Raw genomic sequence first — 18,054 nt, forward strand, 5'->3', positions numbered from 1 at the left:
TTGTAACGCTTTTGAAAAAGCTCGCAAGCTACTCTGCTGTCAGGATTTGCTTTTGCAAAGCCTGTTTTGGAAGCAAGCAAGACGAAGTTAGCCTTTTTTTGGGACAAAAAAAAACTTTAGAATGTTAAACAAGTGAATATTTATAAAAAAAATGTTAAAATTATGAATACGACATCGAAATCAATGAGCGAAACCCAGATAAGTTATTTTGAAAACTATTTTTCTAAAAGCCCTACAACTGTGAATCTGCTGAACTACTTAAAAAATGATAAGTACAAAGATATTGTTAGGCAAATCAGGCAGATTGAAAGTAAAGAGGAGAGAAATAAACTTAAGGCTAAATTACCTGGAGCTACACTTAGTGGTGTTTTTTCGGAGAGAAAAGTTGCCGGCTTGGTAGAGCATAGTGGCTTTATCTGTATTGATATTGATGCAGGGGATAATCCCCACCTAACCGATTTCGCTTATGTGCGGGATGAGATATCAAAGATTGAAAACATTGCTTATGCAGCACTGTCAGTTAGCGGTAAGGGAGTCTTTTGTCTAATTCCTTTATCTACACCAGAGAATCATAAAGATCATTTTAAAGCCCTACAGGAATGTTTTAAATTTTATGGGATTGTAATTGATAAGGCCTGTAGTGATGTGTCAAGATTGAGAGGATATTCTTATGATCCGAATGCTTATTTCAATGATAATGCAATTGTATTTAATCAGACTCTTGATTTCAAGGATAAGCCTAAAATTAAGGATAAATCTAAAATCAAGGATAAAACTGAAAAGACCTTTGAAGTTGTAAATAAGGACAAGTCACAAAATAAAGTGACAAAAGACAAAGTCATTAATGTAATATCGAAAATATGTAAGGCAAAAAAAGATATTACAGACAGTCATAAAGCTTGGATGGAGATTGCAGCATCATTAGCCAGTGAGTTTGGAGAAGAGGGGCGAAGTATGTTTCACCAAGTGTCAAAATTCCACCCTGAATATAATCCTTCTTTTTGTGATATAAAGTATAACGATTTCAGTGCACTTTCTTCATCATATAAAATAGGCACATTTTTTTACTATGCTAAGCAGCACGGGCTGTAAACTTTAATTAACGTCAAAGGGTCAAAGTGATAATCACTTTGACCCTTTTTTTATGCTTTTTGAGAAGTTGTGTGCAAATTGTGTGCAACGGGCAAAAAAATAGCGCCTACAAATTTCTTTGTAAGCGCTTGATTTTCAAGCAGTGGTCCCACCTGGGCTCGAACCAGGGACCACCTGATTATGAGTCAGGTGCTCTAACCAACTGAGCTATAGGACCGCTTTTGTGGGTGCAATATTACTGCTATTTCTAATACAAACCAAATAAAATATTAGGTTTTCTGCCATTATTTTTTCAGGTTTTTATAACTAACAGTATATCAATGCGTCATTTTGCTAAAGTTTGCTCTAAAAGTGTAAAATGTTTTTCCAATACCGGCTTACATTTATCTTTAATCGTAAAATCCACCTCCCTTTCAGATGTGAATACTGTGATTTTTTTAATTGCAGTCGACTGTAATTTCCTTAGGTTGTCTTTCATTTCGGCCAATTTGCCACCTCTCGGAACCAACGCAAAATCACCTGTAAAGCCTACAGGGTCACATTCGGTAGGGCTTATCTGCATGCATTCTATTATGGTGCCGTCTTCCAGTTCCAGTAGTATTTTGCTTGTTTCCTGTTTCAGGCAACCTATACGCAGGTCGTTATGCACTATATTCAGCTCTATAAAATAAAGCGGTGTTACAGCCCCGTTTGTTTTCACTTCCTGGTAGCCTGCCGAGAAAAACACCGTACCCCTGCGCACTACGCTATCGTCTATGGTTACTTCATTACCGGCAAACCCTTTGGTAAGGATGAGGCGTGCACCGGTTTCCTTATCGGTTTCGTTTACTAAAATACTTTGCGCTTTCGCAAATCCGCCAAGCAGCAGCAAGGCAATAAAGAGTGTTTGTTTCATATTGGTTAGAATAGTCCTGTAAATATATTAAACTTTGCCTCGCTTACACAATTTCTTCCTTAAAGCTTACTTCCATATCTAAAACCTGAGCGATAAGGCCGGCCAACTGCGTTTTAAAGCTTTCTAAAAGCTTCGGGCTTATAATGCGGTATTCTGCCTCAGGAGCTTTGTAGTTAAAGCCCATAAAGCCGCTGCGCATATTTTTAAACGAAATAATCCCCGCTTCCATTTCCAGCCCGGCCGCTTGCGGTTCGTACATAAAGGCGTAGCACAGCAGCTGGATAATCTTATCGTTTTTATAATCCTGCGTAAGCCCGTCCCAGTCTTTAAGGGTTACGTTAGCCTTTTCCACTTTACCAGTCTTGTAATCGGTAATGCGGAGTTTGCCGTTTCGCACTTCCACGCGATCTATGTTTCCGGAAATAAGAACCGGGTAAGGCAAAAGCTCGTGCTGTAGCCAACGCTCAAATTTTGTCTCTAAAGCCAATAACTTTATGGCCTCTCCATCGGTAAGTGCCTGTTTTTCTTGCTTCAGGAAGTTGTTTACGTTGCGTTTGGCGACTTCAAAAGCCAGCAGGTTGCGCCCCTTTTTAATTTCGCCTTCCTTATAAACAGCAGTAAATTGTTCGGTTACGGCCCGGTTGGCCTGTTTTTCCATCTGTTCAATATCTGCTACCGTAAGGAAACGTCCTAAAGTCGGCTTGTACAATTCTTCCAAAGCACCGTGGATGATGGTGCCCAAAGTGTTCAATGCAATATTCTCTTCCACCTCGTCCGTTTCGCTGATGCGGAGGATGCGCTGGTAATAAAACTGCATAGGGTTGCGCAAATAACCCGTAAGTGCCGATGGGGAAAAACCTTTTACGGTAGCAATTTCGCGAAGGCGTTCCATTACAAGCGGGGTTTTGGCTACCTCCATGGGTTCGTAGGCCTTTTGAGGCAATTCGGCGTTGTATATAACCCTTGTAAGGTTGTGCGACGGGCGTTTCTCTATCTCAAGCTGGGTAAGGAACCGGCTGCGCTCACCGGCATCAAGGCCCTCACTTTCGGTGTTGTAAAGCAGGTAAATATTCTTTGCGCGAAGCAGTAAATGATAAAAGTGATAGGTGTAAATAGCATCCTTTTCCTTGTAGGTGGGCAGGCCAAGCTCACGCTTCACATCATACGGGATGAACGAATTGGTCGATTTCCCGGCGGGGAATTTTCCCTCGTTCATGCTGGTGATGATTACGTTTTCAAAATCCAGCACACGGCTTTCCAGCACCCCCATAATTTGCAGGCCGCTCAGCGGTTCGCCTTCAAATGACACTTCGGCCAAATCAATTACCTGCTTGTAAATGGCATGCAATACCTGCAGGCTGCCGATGTGGCTGTGCGTTTCGGCATAGTTGGTAAGGCGGTTCATCACTTTAAAAATGGAATATACAAACGCCTTGGTTATCTTGTCTTCCTCCTCGTCATTACCAAGGTAATTTTTCAGTACCAAAAGGATTTCAGACAGGCGTGCCAGTACACCCTTTACATCTTCCGGATTCCAACGCTCAAACAACAGCCTGAAAAAATCGGATGCCTCGCCCTGTATATCAAATAACTTTTGCAGGGAGAAGAAGGTAATATTATTACGGTTTATGGTATCCACCAGCTTACCGGCACGGACATAAGGTTCTACCAACGGATGCGTAAGCACATCAAGCACTTCGCGGTAGTAAAGCGTATAACTTTTTTCGCTGCGGTTTATGGCATTGGTATGCAGCTTAAACAGTTTTTGCAGCAGTATCTGTGCGGGGTTGTTGCGACTGTTGTAACCCATGGTGATGTTCAGGCTGCCTACATTTTCGGGCAGGCTGTACAGCATGGGAATCAACAGGTTTTCTTCGCCCAGTACCAAAGCGGTTTTGTCAAGGCTGTAGCCCTGCTCTTTCAGGTCTTCAATTATTTTTCCGGCAATCTTTGCCTGGCCCACGGTTTTTGGCGTGCCGATGATCTGGATGTCCTTCTTTTGGTCAAATTCATTTACAACCCACTCAAATTCGTTACCCGCATACTGTTTCCAGTCCTTTTTAAAGCGGCGGATAAACAAACCTGCATCGTGGTACGCGTCGTTCAGGAAAACATAGTCTATATCCCAGTAAATTTTAGCCTGACCTTCCAGTAAAAGATGCTGTATGATTTTTTCCTCGGCGGCATTCAGTGCGTTAAAGCCTGCAAAGATGAGCTTTGTGCCTTTATAGTTGTTGCTGAAGTGCGACAGGTTGGCCACCGCCTCGCGGTAAATAAGCCCTTGGTACCCGAAACCTTTTTCAAGCAAATGCGTATAGAACGTATCGTAATACAGGGGAAGCTGCTTATAAAATTCGAGATAATTGCTTATCATCGTGGTGCGCTTATCCACATCTACCGCCCAGTGCTCTATTTCCTGTATGTTTTCCAGGTATTTCAGTACTTTGTGCGGTTCCAGCAGGTAGCGGTCTATTTCGTTAAAATCCTGTAGCAGTGTTTTTGCCCAGTTGGCAAAATTTTCAAAAGGCTGCTGCCTGTCGGCCGGGGTAAGGCACAGGTATACATTGTAGAACTCAAAAAGGAGTTCTATAGGGTCGGCGCTGCGTACACCCGCCATTTCCTGTACAAAATCTTCAATACTGGTTATAGTCGGGGCAAAAGTAGCACCGCTGATGTGCTTTTTAAGCGATTCTAACAGGAACACACGCGCCCTTTTATTGGGCAATACAATGGAAATGCCCGGCAACTGCGTACCGTAATCGGCTATGATGCGTTCGCTTAGTTTATCAAGAAAGGTTGGGTAAGACATATAACAAAGCTACATAAAATAACATTAACTGCACCAAGAACCCAACCCGGCAAAACAGCATTAGAGATTTATTAAATCTAAACTTAAAATGTTAATTTTTTATATATCTTTATCTCGAACCAAAAAAAAACAAGGCAATAAAACCCAACAGCAACACCATTTAAAGCTAAAGCTTATGACAAAATTCTACAAAACAGCTCTACTCACAATCTTGTTAACCCTTATATCTAATTTTGGCTTCAGCCAGTCGGGCCAAATTAAAATCAAATTTATCGGCAATTGCGGATTATACCTTACCGACGGGAGTTCAAACCTGTATGTTGATTTCCCCTACAAATCAGGGGCGCACAAGTATATGGAATATGACGAGGCTGAAATTGACAGTATAAAAGACAATGCTGTTTTTATTTTTACACACCGCCATGCCGACCATTATTCAAACAAACTTTTAAAAAAACTGGAAGGGCAAAAATTTGACCCGTGGAGCATCCCAGAACTGGAAAAACTGGGAGAATCTATCCCTGATTTTAACATCAAAGCATTCCGTACGAAGCATGTGGTTTTTGGCATACCGTTTAAACACTATTCTTACCTCATAACCTGGCACAACAAGAAGATATACCTTTCCGGCGACACCGGCGACCTGGAAGATGTAAGCCAAATAAAAGATATTGACTGGGCATTTGTAAACCCCTGGATGTATATGGGTGCATTAAATGCCAAGGTTCATATCGATGCGAAAAAAATTGGCATCTATCACTTGTACCCAGAACAAAAAGTTGACGGGGAAATACCGGACTATCTTTTAATACTGAAAAACCAGGGCGAAATAATAACAATACCTTATTAAACTTAATCCCCGGAATTCAGTTTAAATCCGCCGGGAGTATAAATCATTTTGAGGCCACTAAACAGCAGTTACATGGCAATTATTAAAGGCGTTTCAGTTTTAGTGCTTCTTTGTCTTCAGGCACATAAGCATCGTAAAGCTTTACCACTTCTTTTAACGATTTCCCTTTAAGGCTTTTCTCGTCAAGCGATTCCACAAATGCTTTCCAGTCGTCATCATACAACTCCAGGGCTTTTTCCTTAAATAGAGAAACGTTGTCTATTTTATCGCTATCGTTTATAGGGGTATCATAAATATATTCTGCCCCACCTACTTTAGGGTTTTGCAGGAAGTAAATATTGCGTGCGGCCATATCGGAATTTTTTTCACCGAGCATAAATAATAATTCTGAGTAGTTAAAACTAAACGTTATAAGCCATAGTTTCTCCCCTTCCTTTTCTACTTTTAGCCAATAAATGCCTTTAGCCCTTGGCGAATAAAAAGGCTGGCCTTTCATGTAAAAGCCTACATCTGTAGCAGGTACGGTTACAAACTTTTTAGTTACGCCTCCATTATTGGTATAAGTAAGCTGCGATAGCTCTTCGGTTTTAACCTTAATGGTTTTTCCGTCTTCGCCTTTCAGTTTTATTTTATTTTCATTGTAGGCCGGTTCGTCTGATATAAAACCTTCTTTAACCTGGCCATTTTTATAGGTTATACTGGCTTTGTATGGTTGGGCAAAGGCTACTGCCGAAAACAGCAATGAGAAAACTGCGAACAGGGATAATTTCATAATAATTGGTGTAAGGATTTGATGCCACTAATATACCTATTTTATGCCACCGTAAAAAAATAACCCCGGAAAGCATCTAACTTTCCGGGGTTTTATACCGTTGTAAAGGTGAAATTATCGTTGCATGTTCTTAGCTTCAATACTCATTGTAGCGTGCGGAACCAGTTTAAGACGTTCTTTGCTGATAAGCTTACCGGTAACTTTACAAATGCCGTAGGTTTTATTTTCAATCCTTATCAGCGCATTTTTCAGGTCGCGGATGAACTTTTCCTGACGGATGGCCAGCTGCGAGTTAGCTTCCTTACTCATGGTTTCACTTCCTTCCTCAAAAGCCTTAAAGGTAGGCGACGTATCGTCAGTACCGTTGTTAAGGTCGTTAAGGTATGCACTACGAATGAGCTCCAAATCAGCCTTGGCTTTTTCTATCTTTTTGGTAATTAATTCCTTGAACTCGGAAAGATCTGCATCCGAGTATCTAATTTGCTGCTCATCTACCATTTTCAATCTATTTTGAAATTAATATTAGGGTTGTTATATCATCAAATTCAATTTCTGTGCCATTTGGCACCACTTCGCTGAAAATCAACTCATCAGTAAGTGTTTCACTTTTTATATACGCTTCATTTGCCTTAACGGATTCCTCAAGTGTATTATTGTTCTTAAGGGTTACGGTGATACGGTCGGTCACTTCAAATCCGCTGTCTTTACGCAGGTTTTGTATCCTGTTTACCAGTTCGCGGGCTATACCTTCGTGTCGTAATTCATCGGTTATGGTTATGTCCAGGGCTACAGTAATGCCCCCTGCATTAGCCACCAGCCAGCCCGGTATGTCCTGGCTCGAAATCTCCACATCTTCAGGGGTTAAAGTAATACTTTTTCCTGAAACTGCAATATCTATGCTGCCTTTCGTTTCAATCTCTGCTATCTGCTCCTGAGAGAAACCCTGTATCTCTTTGGAAACCAGATTCATATCCTTACCAACTTTAGGCCCAAGCGCCTTAAAATTAGGCTTAACCTGCTTAACAAGTACACCGCTGGCATCGTCCAGGAGCTGTATTTCCTTAACGTTTACCTCGGCCCTTATCAGCTCTTCCACAGCCTCGATTTCCGCCTTCTGATTTGCGTCAAGTACCGGAATCATTACCCTTTGCAGCGGTTGGCGCACTTTTATCATTTCCTTCTTCCTTAGCGAAAGGACAAGCGAAGATATAGTCTGCGCTTTCTGCATACGGCTTTCTAACGATTTATCAACAAAGTTATCAGCATACTGCGGAAAATCGGCCAAATGTACGCTCTCGGCTGCTTCTTTCTGTGAAGACTGTGTTAAATCTTTGTATAATCTGTCCATAAAGAACGGCGCTATAGGTGCACCCAGCTTAGCCACGGTAACCATACAGGTATACAGCGTTTGGTAAGCCGCTATTTTATCCTGCGCGTACTCGCCTTTCCAGAAACGGCGGCGGCACAGGCGCACGTACCAGTTGCTCAGGTTTTCCTGAACGAAGTCGCTTATGGCACGGGCGGCACGTGTAGGCTCGTAATCAGCGTAGAAGCTGTCTACATCCTTTATAAGTGTATTCAGTTCCGATAGTATCCAACGGTCTATTTCCGGCCTTTCTTCCAATGGAACTTCAGGCTCAGCGTATGTAAAGTTGTCGATATTCGCATATAGCGCGAAGAAAGAATACGTATTATATAGTGTACCAAACAATTTACGGCGCACTTCGGCCACGCCCTCTATGTCAAACTTCAGATTATCCCACGGGTTGGCATTGCTTATCATGTACCAGCGCGTAGCATCCGGGCCGTATTCGGCAAGCGTGGTGAACGGGTCTACCGCATTACCAAGGCGCTTACTCATCTTCTGGCCGTTTTTGTCCAGCACAAGGCCGTTAGACACTACATTCTTGTAGGCAACGTTGTCAAACACCAGCGTGCCTATAGCATGTAGCGTATAGAACCAGCCGCGCGTTTGGTCTACACCCTCGGCAATGAAATCTGCCGGGAACGACTCGTGGTTGTCTATGTATTCTTTATTTTCAAACGGATAGTGCCACTGCGCATACGGCATGGCACCACTATCAAACCACACGTCTATAAGGTCGCTTTCGCGTTTCATAGGCTTGCCGCTTGGCGAAACCAGTGTTATGGCATCCACCACGTTTTTATGCAGGTCGATAAGATCGTAATTCGCCTCACTCATGTTACCCGGCTCAAATCCTTTAAACGGATTCTCGCTCATAAGGCCTGCTGCGATGGCTTTTTCTATACCGTTGTACAACTCCTCTGCCGAACCTATAATAAGTTCTTCGGTTTTGTCCTCAGTCCTCCATATCGGTAGCGGTATACCCCAGTAGCGCGAACGTGAAAGGTTCCAGTCATTGGCGTTTTTCAGCCAGTTACCGAAACGTCCTTCACCGGTAGCCTTAGGCTTCCAGTTTATGGTTTCGTTCAGCTCGAACATACGCTCTTTAACGTCGGTCATTTTTATGAACCAGCTGTCCAGCGGGTAGTACAGCAGCGGCTCATCCGTCCTCCACGAGTGCGGATAGCTGTGTACGTATTTCTCCACCTTAAAGGCTTTGTTGTTCTCTTTAAGATAGATAGATATTTCTACGTCGGCGCTCTTTTCGGGAGCCTCGCCTTTATCGTAATATTCGTTTTTCACGTATTTGCCTGCAAGCTCCAGCGCCTTACCGGCAGGATTATCCAGGCTACCCAAGTGGCCGGTAAATTTACCCTGAAGGTCTACCAGTGGCACAGGGTTGCCATGCGCATCCAGCACCAGCATTGGCGGTACTTCGGGTTTGGCTTCCTTGGCAACCTTGGCGTCATCAGCACCAAAAGTAGGCGCAGTGTGTACGATACCGGTACCGTCTTCGGTAGTAACGAAGTCGCCCGATATTACACGGAATGCGTTTTCAGGGTTTTGGTACGGCAGTACAAACGGCAGTAACTGCTCATAACGGATGCCTACAAGATCCTTGCCTTTGGCTTCCGCCAAAACTTTATATGGGAACTTTTTGTCGCCTTCTTTTACGTTGTCAAAGTCGGCATCGTCAGTGCTTTCAAAATATTTACCGCCAAACTGCTTACCCACAAGGTTCTTTGCCAAAACCACGTTTATCGGCTGGAAGGTGTACTGGTTAAATGTTTTTACCAATACATAGTCGATATTAGGGCCAACCGTTAAAGCTGTATTTGACGGAAGCGTCCACGGTGTAGTAGTCCATGCAAGTATAAAATCGTCACCCGTCCTTTCTTCAGAAAGCCCGAATGCTTTATTCAGGGAGTTCTCCTCTGTTCCCCCTTTGGGGGTTAGGGGGCGGAACTGCGCTACAATAGTAGTGTCAGTCACATCGCGGTACGCACCCGGCTGGTTCACCTCGTGCGAACTAAGGCCGGTACCCGCCTTAGGCGAATACGGCTGTATGGTATAGCCTTTGTATAAAAGACCTTTGTCGTATATCTGTTTCAGCAGCCACCATACCGATTCCATGTATTTTGGCTTGTAGGTAATGTATGGGTCTTCCATATCTACCCAATAGCCCATTTTTTCGGTAAGGTCGTTCCATACGTCGGTATAGCGCATCACGGTGCGCTTACAGGCTTCGTTATATTCTTCTACGGTAATGCTTTTACCTATATCTTCTTTGGTAATGCCCAGTTCTTTTTCGGTGCCCAGCTCTACAGGTAGGCCGTGTGTATCCCAGCCTGCCTTACGTTTTACCTGGTAACCTTTTTGGGTTTGGTAACGGCAAAAAATGTCCTTAATGGCACGTGCCATAACGTGGTGAATACCCGGAAGGCCGTTTGCACTTGGCGGGCCTTCAAAAAACACGTATTGCGGCTTGCCTTCGCGCGTGGTTACACTCTTTTCAAATATGTTCTCCTTTTTCCAGAAATCAAGCACCTCGCCGGCCACATTTGCCAGGTCAAGGCCCTTATATTCAGTAAACTTCTTACTCATTATAACTGCGTTCAAAAAATCAATTTGCGAATGTAATGATTTTTTTTATGCAACACGGATATATCAATCATAATGTGGCCAAGGTAACGTTATCATTAAAATATTTATTTTTACAGTACATCCAACCGCTGCAATTATGAAGAAAACACTCCTGCTTGCTTTATTTATTATGCTAAGCCAGATGGTAACCGCGCAACGCAACCATGTTGTTTACCAACATGAATTTAACCTCATGGAAGGCAATAAGGAATCCTTATACAAAATAGCTCCTTACCTTGATGTAAAAGATACCATTTTAGAAACATTGGGATACCATATTCTGCACCCCGAAATACGTTACATAGCACGCAGGATTATTGAAGAAAACACCAGCTTCCTGCCTAATGAATTTGCGCAAGACTCTACCGCTACAGCAGTACGGTTTAAAGACTTCCTGCAAAAGAACGATTCTAAAATATTTTTTGATGAAAGAGCCAACACCTTTGTGCTTACTCCATTAGAAAAACGCACAATACGCACAGAAATACGTCAACTTTCCAATGAACATTTAGCAATTTTAGCAGACAAGAAGCAACAATTAATGAAGTTAGACTGGGTAAAGTTTAACCAGGTAGATTCACTTATAACTGCACACAATCCTAAAGCACTCTTAACAATAGCTTCTGAACTTTACCGGCAACGCGACAGGTACGACCGGTACAATTTTAATAAAGCTAATTTTACTGACGTGCTGGAACTGCTTACCGGTATAATGGTAGGGGTAGAAAATGAGCGTGGAAACATTGTCTGGAGCATAGACAATGAATACAGTGATGTACCCTCACTTAATTTGCTTATTTTCTACACACAACATTATAAAGACTTTAAGTGGGATGATAAACAGCAATTGTTTATTAACAAACATCTTAAGACCGCTCCGCCGGGACTCGAAATACTAATAGAGAACATGAAAGTGGAAGACGATATACAGGCTATGCATGCGTTTATGAAACTAACCGAATGTCCGCCCGAAAGCGTTAAGGAGATAGCGTATGAAATGGATAAAATTTCATTTGAGTTAAATCACAGCTTACCTACGTTCCCTGATAGGTTTGCACAACAACTGGCATATCTTACAGAGTATTGCCGTAAACAACACATTGACTATAAAGGCAGTCCCGGTTTAAAAAAGGCAATAGAAAAACTGAAAAGCAAATTGCCTTTTAAAGAACGCTGGTTGCTTGAAAATAAGCTGATAAATGAACTTACCTTAAACGATATTACCGCTTTTGAATACTGGTGCCTTATACACCAAGAGGAATGGAATTTAACGTATTCGGCAGGCAGAATACTGGATGTTTTTTATTCCAAACAATGGAACAACATTGTAAACAACCAAAAGCAACTGGCTCTTTATTTAAAAAAATCAGCCTTATTTAACAGGCTGGGCATTGTAGGTGTTTGCTATGGCTATCTTATAAAATTTGACAGCGCCACACCTGAAGTCTTAAAAACCCTTACAAACTTACAATCTAAAGACCCAGATGTTATTTCTCAGACTAAATTAGCAATTGAAATGCAAAACAGGCCATACGTACGGCGTCCTTTACATGAAATGGAAACCAAAACCTACTATGTTAAGGATTTTGAGAACAAGCTAAACGCAATACTGAAAGAATATAAAGACTCTGAAGAGAATAGGGACACCCTCATTTCATTGCTTTCGGAAATAAGTTACAAGCAAATAGGTACAGCACTTACGCGTCTTAGTACGGTAACATTTAAAGACAACACTAAAATTTATTCATTTCTGAATAGAGATTTTGGTTTTTTTCTAATGGATGACACCGGCTATAATGTGAGCAAAACGTTTTTAAATCTATACAACAGCCTTTCTGAATATGAACTCTATGCTTACTACTTAGATGAGGCAGGTATAACATACAAAAATCCCGATGGCACCTTAAATTATGATGCCATATACGACCACCTGAAATATGATGAAATTACTGCTTTAGCAGGTGGAGGTGGTGGCAATCAAGATAAAGGTGTGTATGCAGCCATAAAGCTCCTTGAAATTACGTTTAACACTACCCTTGGGTTCTCGAATAAATATTGTAGCTCTAATAATATTTATGCATGCGACAGCGATGTTAAAGTAATGGCGTGGATGGCGTACCTAAAAGACAATAAATTATTAAAGGAAGAACACAACGAGCCACCTTCATTTCACCGGTATAACTATTCTTACAACAGGTGGGGACGTAATTATTAAATTGGTTAAAATTCTTCGTAACTTAGCATTATGGAAACACTTATAGCCAAAACCCAGAAAATCCCTGAAAAGATACTATCGCGAAAAGATGAGATTACGGCCGGGTTTATAAAGCTTGTAGAAGGGCATGTGGCAGACCTGATGAGTGGCAAGGCTACCCGCAGGTTCCATGCGCAGGATTTTGGCGCTATGCTGTTCATCCACCCACGGCATTTGACCAATACACTCAAACTTACTATAGACACTTCGGTTTGCGAGGTTATGGAGGAACGTATTTTGGCAGAAGCTATAAAGCTGCTAAAAAACACCACGCTTTCTATAGCCGAAATAGGCCAGAAGTTTGCTTACGACGAACCTACAAACTTCACCAAATTCTTTAAAAGCATGACGGGTATAACGCCACTGCAATACCGTAAAAAGCCTTAAAACCTTACTTCTGTTTGCCAAAAGCACTGGGCTTTATATTCTTCCGTTTTTTAAAGTAGTTAGATAAGTGGCTTTCGTCGGTAAAGCCAAACTCGTGTGCGATTTGCTTAATGGGCATATTACGCCCCGCTATACGTTGTTCTATAAGGCGGGTACGCAGGTTGTTTATATAATCTCTATAAGTAAGCCCGAAATTCCGCTTAAACCACGCACTGAAATACGTGGGCGCTATGGCAAAATGCGCCGCGATTTCCTTTACCTGCACCCTGTCGGGGAAATAAATATGCTGGTGGATGTATGCGATAACGTTGTTGTTATCTATACCGGTGCTTTGCGTAGACTGCTGCATTTTTTCGGTGGCCTCCTTCAGCAACCCGAAAATCGACAGTATCTGGAAAAACATAATGGGTGAAGTGGAAATATCGGTACGGCCTTTATAGGCGGTAATATTTTCCACCGTATTTTTCAGTATGGTACGGCAGTCGTCGCCCAGTTGCAGTACATGCTCCTTCAGCAGGCGGTTGCGCATAAACTGCTCGGGGGTGTTCATCAGCATATCATCGGTATACAGGTTCTTTTTGCTGCTGAAATAACTGTCGGTAAACTTAATAAACACAAAGCGCGTGCTGCTGTGTATATCGAAATAATGGCTGTCATCTGGCGAAATGGCAAAGAGGTCACCAGCCTTATAGGCGAGCCTGCTCTCATTTATATGGTGTACCCCCTCCCCTTTTACTATGTAAATCAGCTCATAATAGGTATGGCTGTGTACCGGCAGGTGAAATTTTTCCTCCTCAAACTCATCGAGCATCAGCAATGCAAACTGGTTCAGCTTCATATCTAATATTTACAAGTAAGTATTGCAAATTTACAACTAAATATAACATGCCCGGCGTAGCTTTGTTGCTTCTTTTACACAATCATTTTAAGCACCATGAAATTAAGCCTTCTCCCCCTCGCCTTAGGCGGGCTTACCATAGGTATTACCGAGTTTGTAATGATGGGAATCCTCCCGGACATTGCCAAAGATATTAACGTAACAATCCCCGAAGCCGGGCATCTTATATCGGCATACGCTTTGGGCGTGGTGGTGGGCGCACCGGTACTGGTTATAGCCGGGCGCAACATGCCTCCTAAAAAAATGCTGACCCTGCTGGCCATTATGCTCACGGTATTTAACGCACTGAGTATAATAGCACCGGGCTACGGTTTGCTACTGGCATCACGCTTTTTATCGGGGTTGCCGCACGGGGCGTTTTTCGGTGTGGGTGCTGTGGTAGCCAGCCGACTTGCCACCAAGGGCAAGGAAGCACAAAGCGTAGCCGTAATGTTCAGCGGGCTTACCATAGCCAATGTACTGGGCGTGCCGCTGGGCACCTGGATAGGCCACAACCTAAACTGGAGGTACACCTTTGTAATCATAGCCATTATAGGCCTCATAACCATTCTGGGCATGCTGGTATTTATGCCTGCACTGAAACAGGACAACACTGCCGACCTACGCACGCAAATGAACTTTTTCGGGAAGTTTAAAGCATGGCTTATTATGTTTATTACCGCCATAGGCACTGGTGGGCTTTTCTGCTGGATAAGTTATATAGCACCACTACTTACCGATGTATCGGGCTTTGACGCCGAAAATGTACCCTATATAATGATGCTTGCCGGGCTGGGCATGGTAGTGGGCAACCTGCTGGGCGCCCGCCTTACCGACCGTTTCAGCCCTGCAAAAACGTTGTTTGCCATGCTGGTTATTATGGGTGCGGTGCTTACCGGGGTATTTTTCCTTTCAGAAAACCAATACATATCACTGGCGCTGGTGTTCCTTACCGGCTGTATGGCTTTCACACTAATAGCCCCTATACAGATGCTTGTAATACAAACGGCTAAGGGTTCTGAAATGATAGCATCGGCGGCTATACAAGCCAGCTTTAATATAGGCAATGCACTGGGTGCATTTTTGGGCGGATTACCACTCGTGGCCGGCTACAGCTATACCAGCCCGAACCTTGTAGGCGTGGTTATGGCACTATGCGGCGCTGCAGCCACCCTGCTATTTATAAAAACAACTCCTGAAACTGAAATTAATGCAACAGAAAAACCCGTAATGATGCATTAACAAACAGGAAAGCTGTTATAATTTCATCAATTACAGTGGTACTTTTTAATATTTATCACGAAAATTACGAAACCAAAAATTTTAAGCAGATTTTAATGTTAAATTTGCAGTTTCACCCTTGCGGATGCTTGTTTAATAAGCAATAAATATATAAGTTAGCCGTTATAAGATTAACACACTGTAAAGTTTTAATTAATATTTTATTGTAATGTTATGATTAAATGAGGCGGTAAATTTAATGTAGAATTTTTAAACAAGAGACCATGTTAGCAAATCAGGACCAGAGATATGAGCATGAGGATGAGCTACCTAACGGTATGTTTACCAAAATGCTTGCTGTAAGCATAGGGTCGGTTGTAGGGGCATGCCTATTAGCGCTTGCTCTTTTCAGCCTGTAACCCGAAAACGATTTCGATATATAAAGCCCGTAAACAGAAGTGTTTACGGGCTTTATTATTTTTTAGCTAAAAATTTAAGCTGTATTTTTTCAGGGAAATCAGGCCTGCAACAAGAACTTATCCAGTGCGGGTACGGCGTGGTTTTTCCAGTCAAGCGATAAAAAATGGTTTATCTGGTTGCGCAGGGATTTAAAATCAGATGGTTTTACAAAATAATAGTTTGCCCCACCGGTATGTGCCTTAGAAACATACGACACATTAGAACTGGTAGAATAAATAATTACCGGGATTAACTTAAACAAGACATTGTCCCGTATTTCAGGCAGTGCTTCAAGCCCACCCATCCTCGGCATATTTACGTCTATAAATATAATATCCGGTAAAGTACTGTTCATGTTTATGGCATCAACAAGGTCGCGACCGTCGCTAAATACGGTAAGCCTGCAGCCTGAGCAAATTTCAGATACGGCTTCCTGGAAAAGTTCGGCATCGTCGCGGTCGTCGTCTGCCAGGTAAATGTTTTTGAGTGGAGATAACATACGCTTTTCTTTTTATGACTTGCTAAAAGATCGTTTTAAAAGAAAAGCCTAAGTAAGGAAAGTTAATCTAATAAAAGTAGCCCTTCGGTAAATCGGGTTTATATACGCACAAAGATACACCATTAGTTTTATAAAACACTGATTTTAAACCCGAAATGTTACAAAATTAACCCAGATGTAATAATAGCCACACATTTAAGCCGCTATTCGTCGCCCAACTGCTCATAAAAAGCATCAATATGCAGGTCGGGCATGGTACTGGCCATTACGGCAAGCTCATCGCAGCGCTCGTTTTGCGGGTGGCTGTTGTGGCCTTTTATCCATTTGAAGTCCACTTTATGCTGCCGGTATATTTTAAGGAAGCGTTTCCACAGGTCGGGGTTCTTCTTATCCTTATAACCTTTTTTCTCCCACCCGAACACCCAGCCTTTGCTCACGCTGTCCACCACATACTTACTGTCGCTCACCACAAGCACCGTAGTACCGGGCTTGGTCAGTTTTTCCAGCCCCACTATAACAGCCAGCAGCTCCATACGGTTATTGGTGGTAAGACGGAACCCTTCATAAAACTCCTTGCGGTAGCCGGTACCCACCTGCTCCAGGATTACCCCATAGCCACCCGGCCCGGGATTTCCCTTGGCAGCGCCATCAGTATATATGTGTACGGTATGCATTTTTTTGGTTATGCGGTTATTCGTTAATTCGGTTATTCGGGTGGATTGTTAGATTTTTGGATTTTTAGACTACTTAGACAGCAACCATCCTAAGTCTAAAAATCTAAAGATCTCCATTAATCAATTGTTCAATCACCTTCGGAAAATGTTCATGCTCCAGGGTAAGCACTTTGGCGGCTACTTCTTCGGGGCTTGCGCATTCTTCAATAGCTATTGCCTGCTGGAAGATGATATTACCTTCATCATAATCATTATTTACATAGTGTATGGTAATGCCGCTTTCGGCTTCTTTGTTTTCCAGCACGGCACGGTGTACGTGTATGCCGTACATGCCTTTACCGCCGTATTTAGGCAACAGCGCCGGGTGAATATTAACCACCTTATGCGGATATGCTTCAATTATATCGGCCGGAAACTTCTGCAAAAAGCCTGCAAGCACTATAATATGAGGGTTAAAAGCCTGCAGGTGGCGCAGTACCCAGCCGTTTTCAAGCTCTTCTTTTGTAAAGGTAAGCGTGGGTATTGCATGGCTTTCTGCCTTTTGCAGCACACCGGCGCCGGGCTTGTTACTCAGCACCAATACCACCCTTGCCACGGGGCTTTGGGCAAAATACTGCATTATTTTTTCGGCATTACTCCCCCCTCCGGAGGCGAAAATCACGATATTTTTCATTTATATAACCGTTTTCACAGTGCAAAAAAAAGAATAATATGCCGCAAAATAACAAGGTCTTCACATTTTTCTGAAATTAATTTTTTACCTTAGTACTCACATTTTTTAGGTAATGCGTGGTTTTAAAATAAAGTTTTTTATTTTTGCCGTTCAATTTAAATTCTAAAATTCAAAGATTATGTCAGACATTGCATCAAGAGTAAAAGCGATCATCGTAGACAAACTAGGTGTTGACGAGAACGAGGTAGTATCAGAAGCAAGCTTCACTAACGACCTTGGAGCCGACTCGCTGGACACAGTTGAGCTTATCATGGAGTTCGAAAAAGAATTTGACATCCAGATTCCGGACGACCAGGCTGAAAACATCTCTACTGTTGGTCAGGCTATTTCTTACATAGAAGAAGCAAAGAAGTAATAAATATCTAACATCCATGTAATGTATTTACATGGATGTTATTGTTTATTAGCATCCCGCGATTAGGTGTCTGATAATCGCCTTTTTAAAAAGAAAAGCTGTAGCTTGCTGCGGCAACAAAATAAATAGCCGATACCCATGTTCTCTTTGTATTTATCATTTAGATTC

General features: G+C 42.4%; 16 protein-coding genes and 1 tRNA gene. 7 read left to right on the plus strand and 10 right to left on the minus strand.

Annotation, left to right across the window (positions count from 1 at the left end):
• Positions 1-162 precede the first annotated feature (162 nt).
• Positions 163-1,092, plus strand: a complete 930-nt coding sequence (locus tag ACZIX4_RS15330) for a BT4734/BF3469 family protein (protein ID WP_463336517.1) — start codon at positions 163-165, stop codon at positions 1,090-1,092.
• Between the two features lie 143 nt (positions 1,093-1,235).
• On the opposite strand, the gene ACZIX4_RS15335 is transcribed toward ACZIX4_RS15330, so the two are convergent.
• From ACZIX4_RS15335 to ACZIX4_RS15345, 3 genes are all read right to left on the minus strand, one after another.
• Positions 1,236-1,309, minus strand: a tRNA-Ile gene (locus ACZIX4_RS15335).
• 108 nt (positions 1,310-1,417) lie between these two features.
• The gene (locus ACZIX4_RS15340) at positions 1,418-1,987 is read right to left on the minus strand and encodes a hypothetical protein (RefSeq protein ID WP_463336518.1); all 570 of its coding nucleotides are present in this window, start codon (positions 1,985-1,987) and stop codon (positions 1,418-1,420) included.
• 43 nt (positions 1,988-2,030) lie between these two features.
• Positions 2,031-4,796: a PD-(D/E)XK nuclease family protein gene (locus ACZIX4_RS15345; protein WP_463336519.1), complete on the minus strand. Its 2,766-nt coding sequence runs from the start codon at positions 4,794-4,796 to the stop codon at positions 2,031-2,033.
• 175 nt (positions 4,797-4,971) lie between these two features.
• Here ACZIX4_RS15345 and ACZIX4_RS15350 point away from each other — a divergent pair, with 175 nt between their 5' ends.
• A complete protein-coding gene (locus tag ACZIX4_RS15350; protein ID WP_463336520.1) occupies positions 4,972-5,646 on the plus strand; it encodes an MBL fold metallo-hydrolase in 675 nt (224 codons plus the stop codon).
• A gap of 82 nt (positions 5,647-5,728) precedes the next feature.
• Here ACZIX4_RS15350 and ACZIX4_RS15355 read toward each other — a convergent pair whose 3' ends face one another.
• The 3 genes from ACZIX4_RS15355 to ileS all read right to left on the minus strand — a co-directional run bounded on the left by ACZIX4_RS15355 (position 5,729) and on the right by ileS (position 10,388).
• On the minus strand, positions 5,729-6,418 hold the full coding sequence (locus tag ACZIX4_RS15355; protein WP_463336521.1) for a hypothetical protein: 690 nt from the start codon (positions 6,416-6,418) through the stop codon (positions 5,729-5,731).
• 114 nt (positions 6,419-6,532) lie between these two features.
• A complete protein-coding gene (locus ACZIX4_RS15360; RefSeq protein ID WP_463336522.1) occupies positions 6,533-6,916 on the minus strand; it encodes a TraR/DksA family transcriptional regulator in 384 nt (127 codons plus the stop codon).
• Positions 6,917-6,923: 7 nt separating this feature from the next.
• The gene (gene ileS / locus ACZIX4_RS15365; RefSeq protein WP_463336523.1) at positions 6,924-10,388 is read right to left on the minus strand and encodes an isoleucine--tRNA ligase; all 3,465 of its coding nucleotides are present in this window, start codon (positions 10,386-10,388) and stop codon (positions 6,924-6,926) included.
• 136 nt (positions 10,389-10,524) lie between these two features.
• Here ileS and ACZIX4_RS15370 point away from each other — a divergent pair, with 136 nt between their 5' ends.
• Positions 10,525-12,642, plus strand: a complete 2,118-nt coding sequence (locus tag ACZIX4_RS15370) for a hypothetical protein (RefSeq protein WP_463336524.1) — start codon at positions 10,525-10,527, stop codon at positions 12,640-12,642.
• Positions 12,643-12,672: 30 nt separating this feature from the next.
• The gene (locus ACZIX4_RS15375; RefSeq protein ID WP_463336525.1) at positions 12,673-13,068 is read left to right on the plus strand and encodes a helix-turn-helix domain-containing protein; all 396 of its coding nucleotides are present in this window, start codon (positions 12,673-12,675) and stop codon (positions 13,066-13,068) included.
• Positions 13,069-13,072: 4 nt separating this feature from the next.
• Here ACZIX4_RS15375 and ACZIX4_RS15380 read toward each other — a convergent pair whose 3' ends face one another.
• Positions 13,073-13,906 (minus strand): helix-turn-helix domain-containing protein, encoded by an 834-nt coding sequence (locus tag ACZIX4_RS15380; protein WP_463336526.1) that lies wholly within the window; start codon positions 13,904-13,906, stop codon positions 13,073-13,075.
• Positions 13,907-14,002: 96 nt separating this feature from the next.
• Between ACZIX4_RS15380 and ACZIX4_RS15385 the strand changes: the two genes are divergently transcribed.
• Both ACZIX4_RS15385 and ACZIX4_RS15390 read left to right on the plus strand, forming a co-directional pair.
• A complete protein-coding gene (locus ACZIX4_RS15385) occupies positions 14,003-15,187 on the plus strand; it encodes an MFS transporter (RefSeq protein WP_463336527.1) in 1,185 nt (394 codons plus the stop codon).
• 263 nt (positions 15,188-15,450) lie between these two features.
• Positions 15,451-15,585, plus strand: coding sequence for a hypothetical protein (locus tag ACZIX4_RS15390; protein ID WP_463336528.1), 135 nt, complete (start codon positions 15,451-15,453; stop codon positions 15,583-15,585).
• A gap of 98 nt (positions 15,586-15,683) precedes the next feature.
• Here the strand turns inward: ACZIX4_RS15390 and ACZIX4_RS15395 are convergent, their stop codons facing one another.
• The 3 genes from ACZIX4_RS15395 to purN form a co-directional block, all read right to left on the minus strand.
• Positions 15,684-16,124 (minus strand): response regulator, encoded by a 441-nt coding sequence (locus ACZIX4_RS15395; RefSeq protein ID WP_463336529.1) that lies wholly within the window; start codon positions 16,122-16,124, stop codon positions 15,684-15,686.
• Positions 16,125-16,327: 203 nt separating this feature from the next.
• Positions 16,328-16,798 carry a ribonuclease HI gene (rnhA, locus tag ACZIX4_RS15400; RefSeq protein ID WP_463336530.1) on the minus strand — a complete coding sequence of 157 codons (471 nt, stop codon included), beginning with the start codon at positions 16,796-16,798 and terminating at the stop codon, positions 16,328-16,330.
• Positions 16,799-16,901: 103 nt separating this feature from the next.
• Entirely contained in the window at positions 16,902-17,471 is a 570-nt protein-coding gene (gene purN / locus ACZIX4_RS15405; RefSeq protein ID WP_463336531.1) for a phosphoribosylglycinamide formyltransferase, read from the minus strand.
• Positions 17,472-17,649: 178 nt separating this feature from the next.
• Here purN and ACZIX4_RS15410 point away from each other — a divergent pair, with 178 nt between their 5' ends.
• Entirely contained in the window at positions 17,650-17,886 is a 237-nt protein-coding gene (locus ACZIX4_RS15410; protein ID WP_026980165.1) for an acyl carrier protein, read from the plus strand.
• The last annotated feature ends 168 nt before the right edge of the window (positions 17,887-18,054 follow it).

The organism is Flavobacterium niveum, assembly GCF_055231775.1.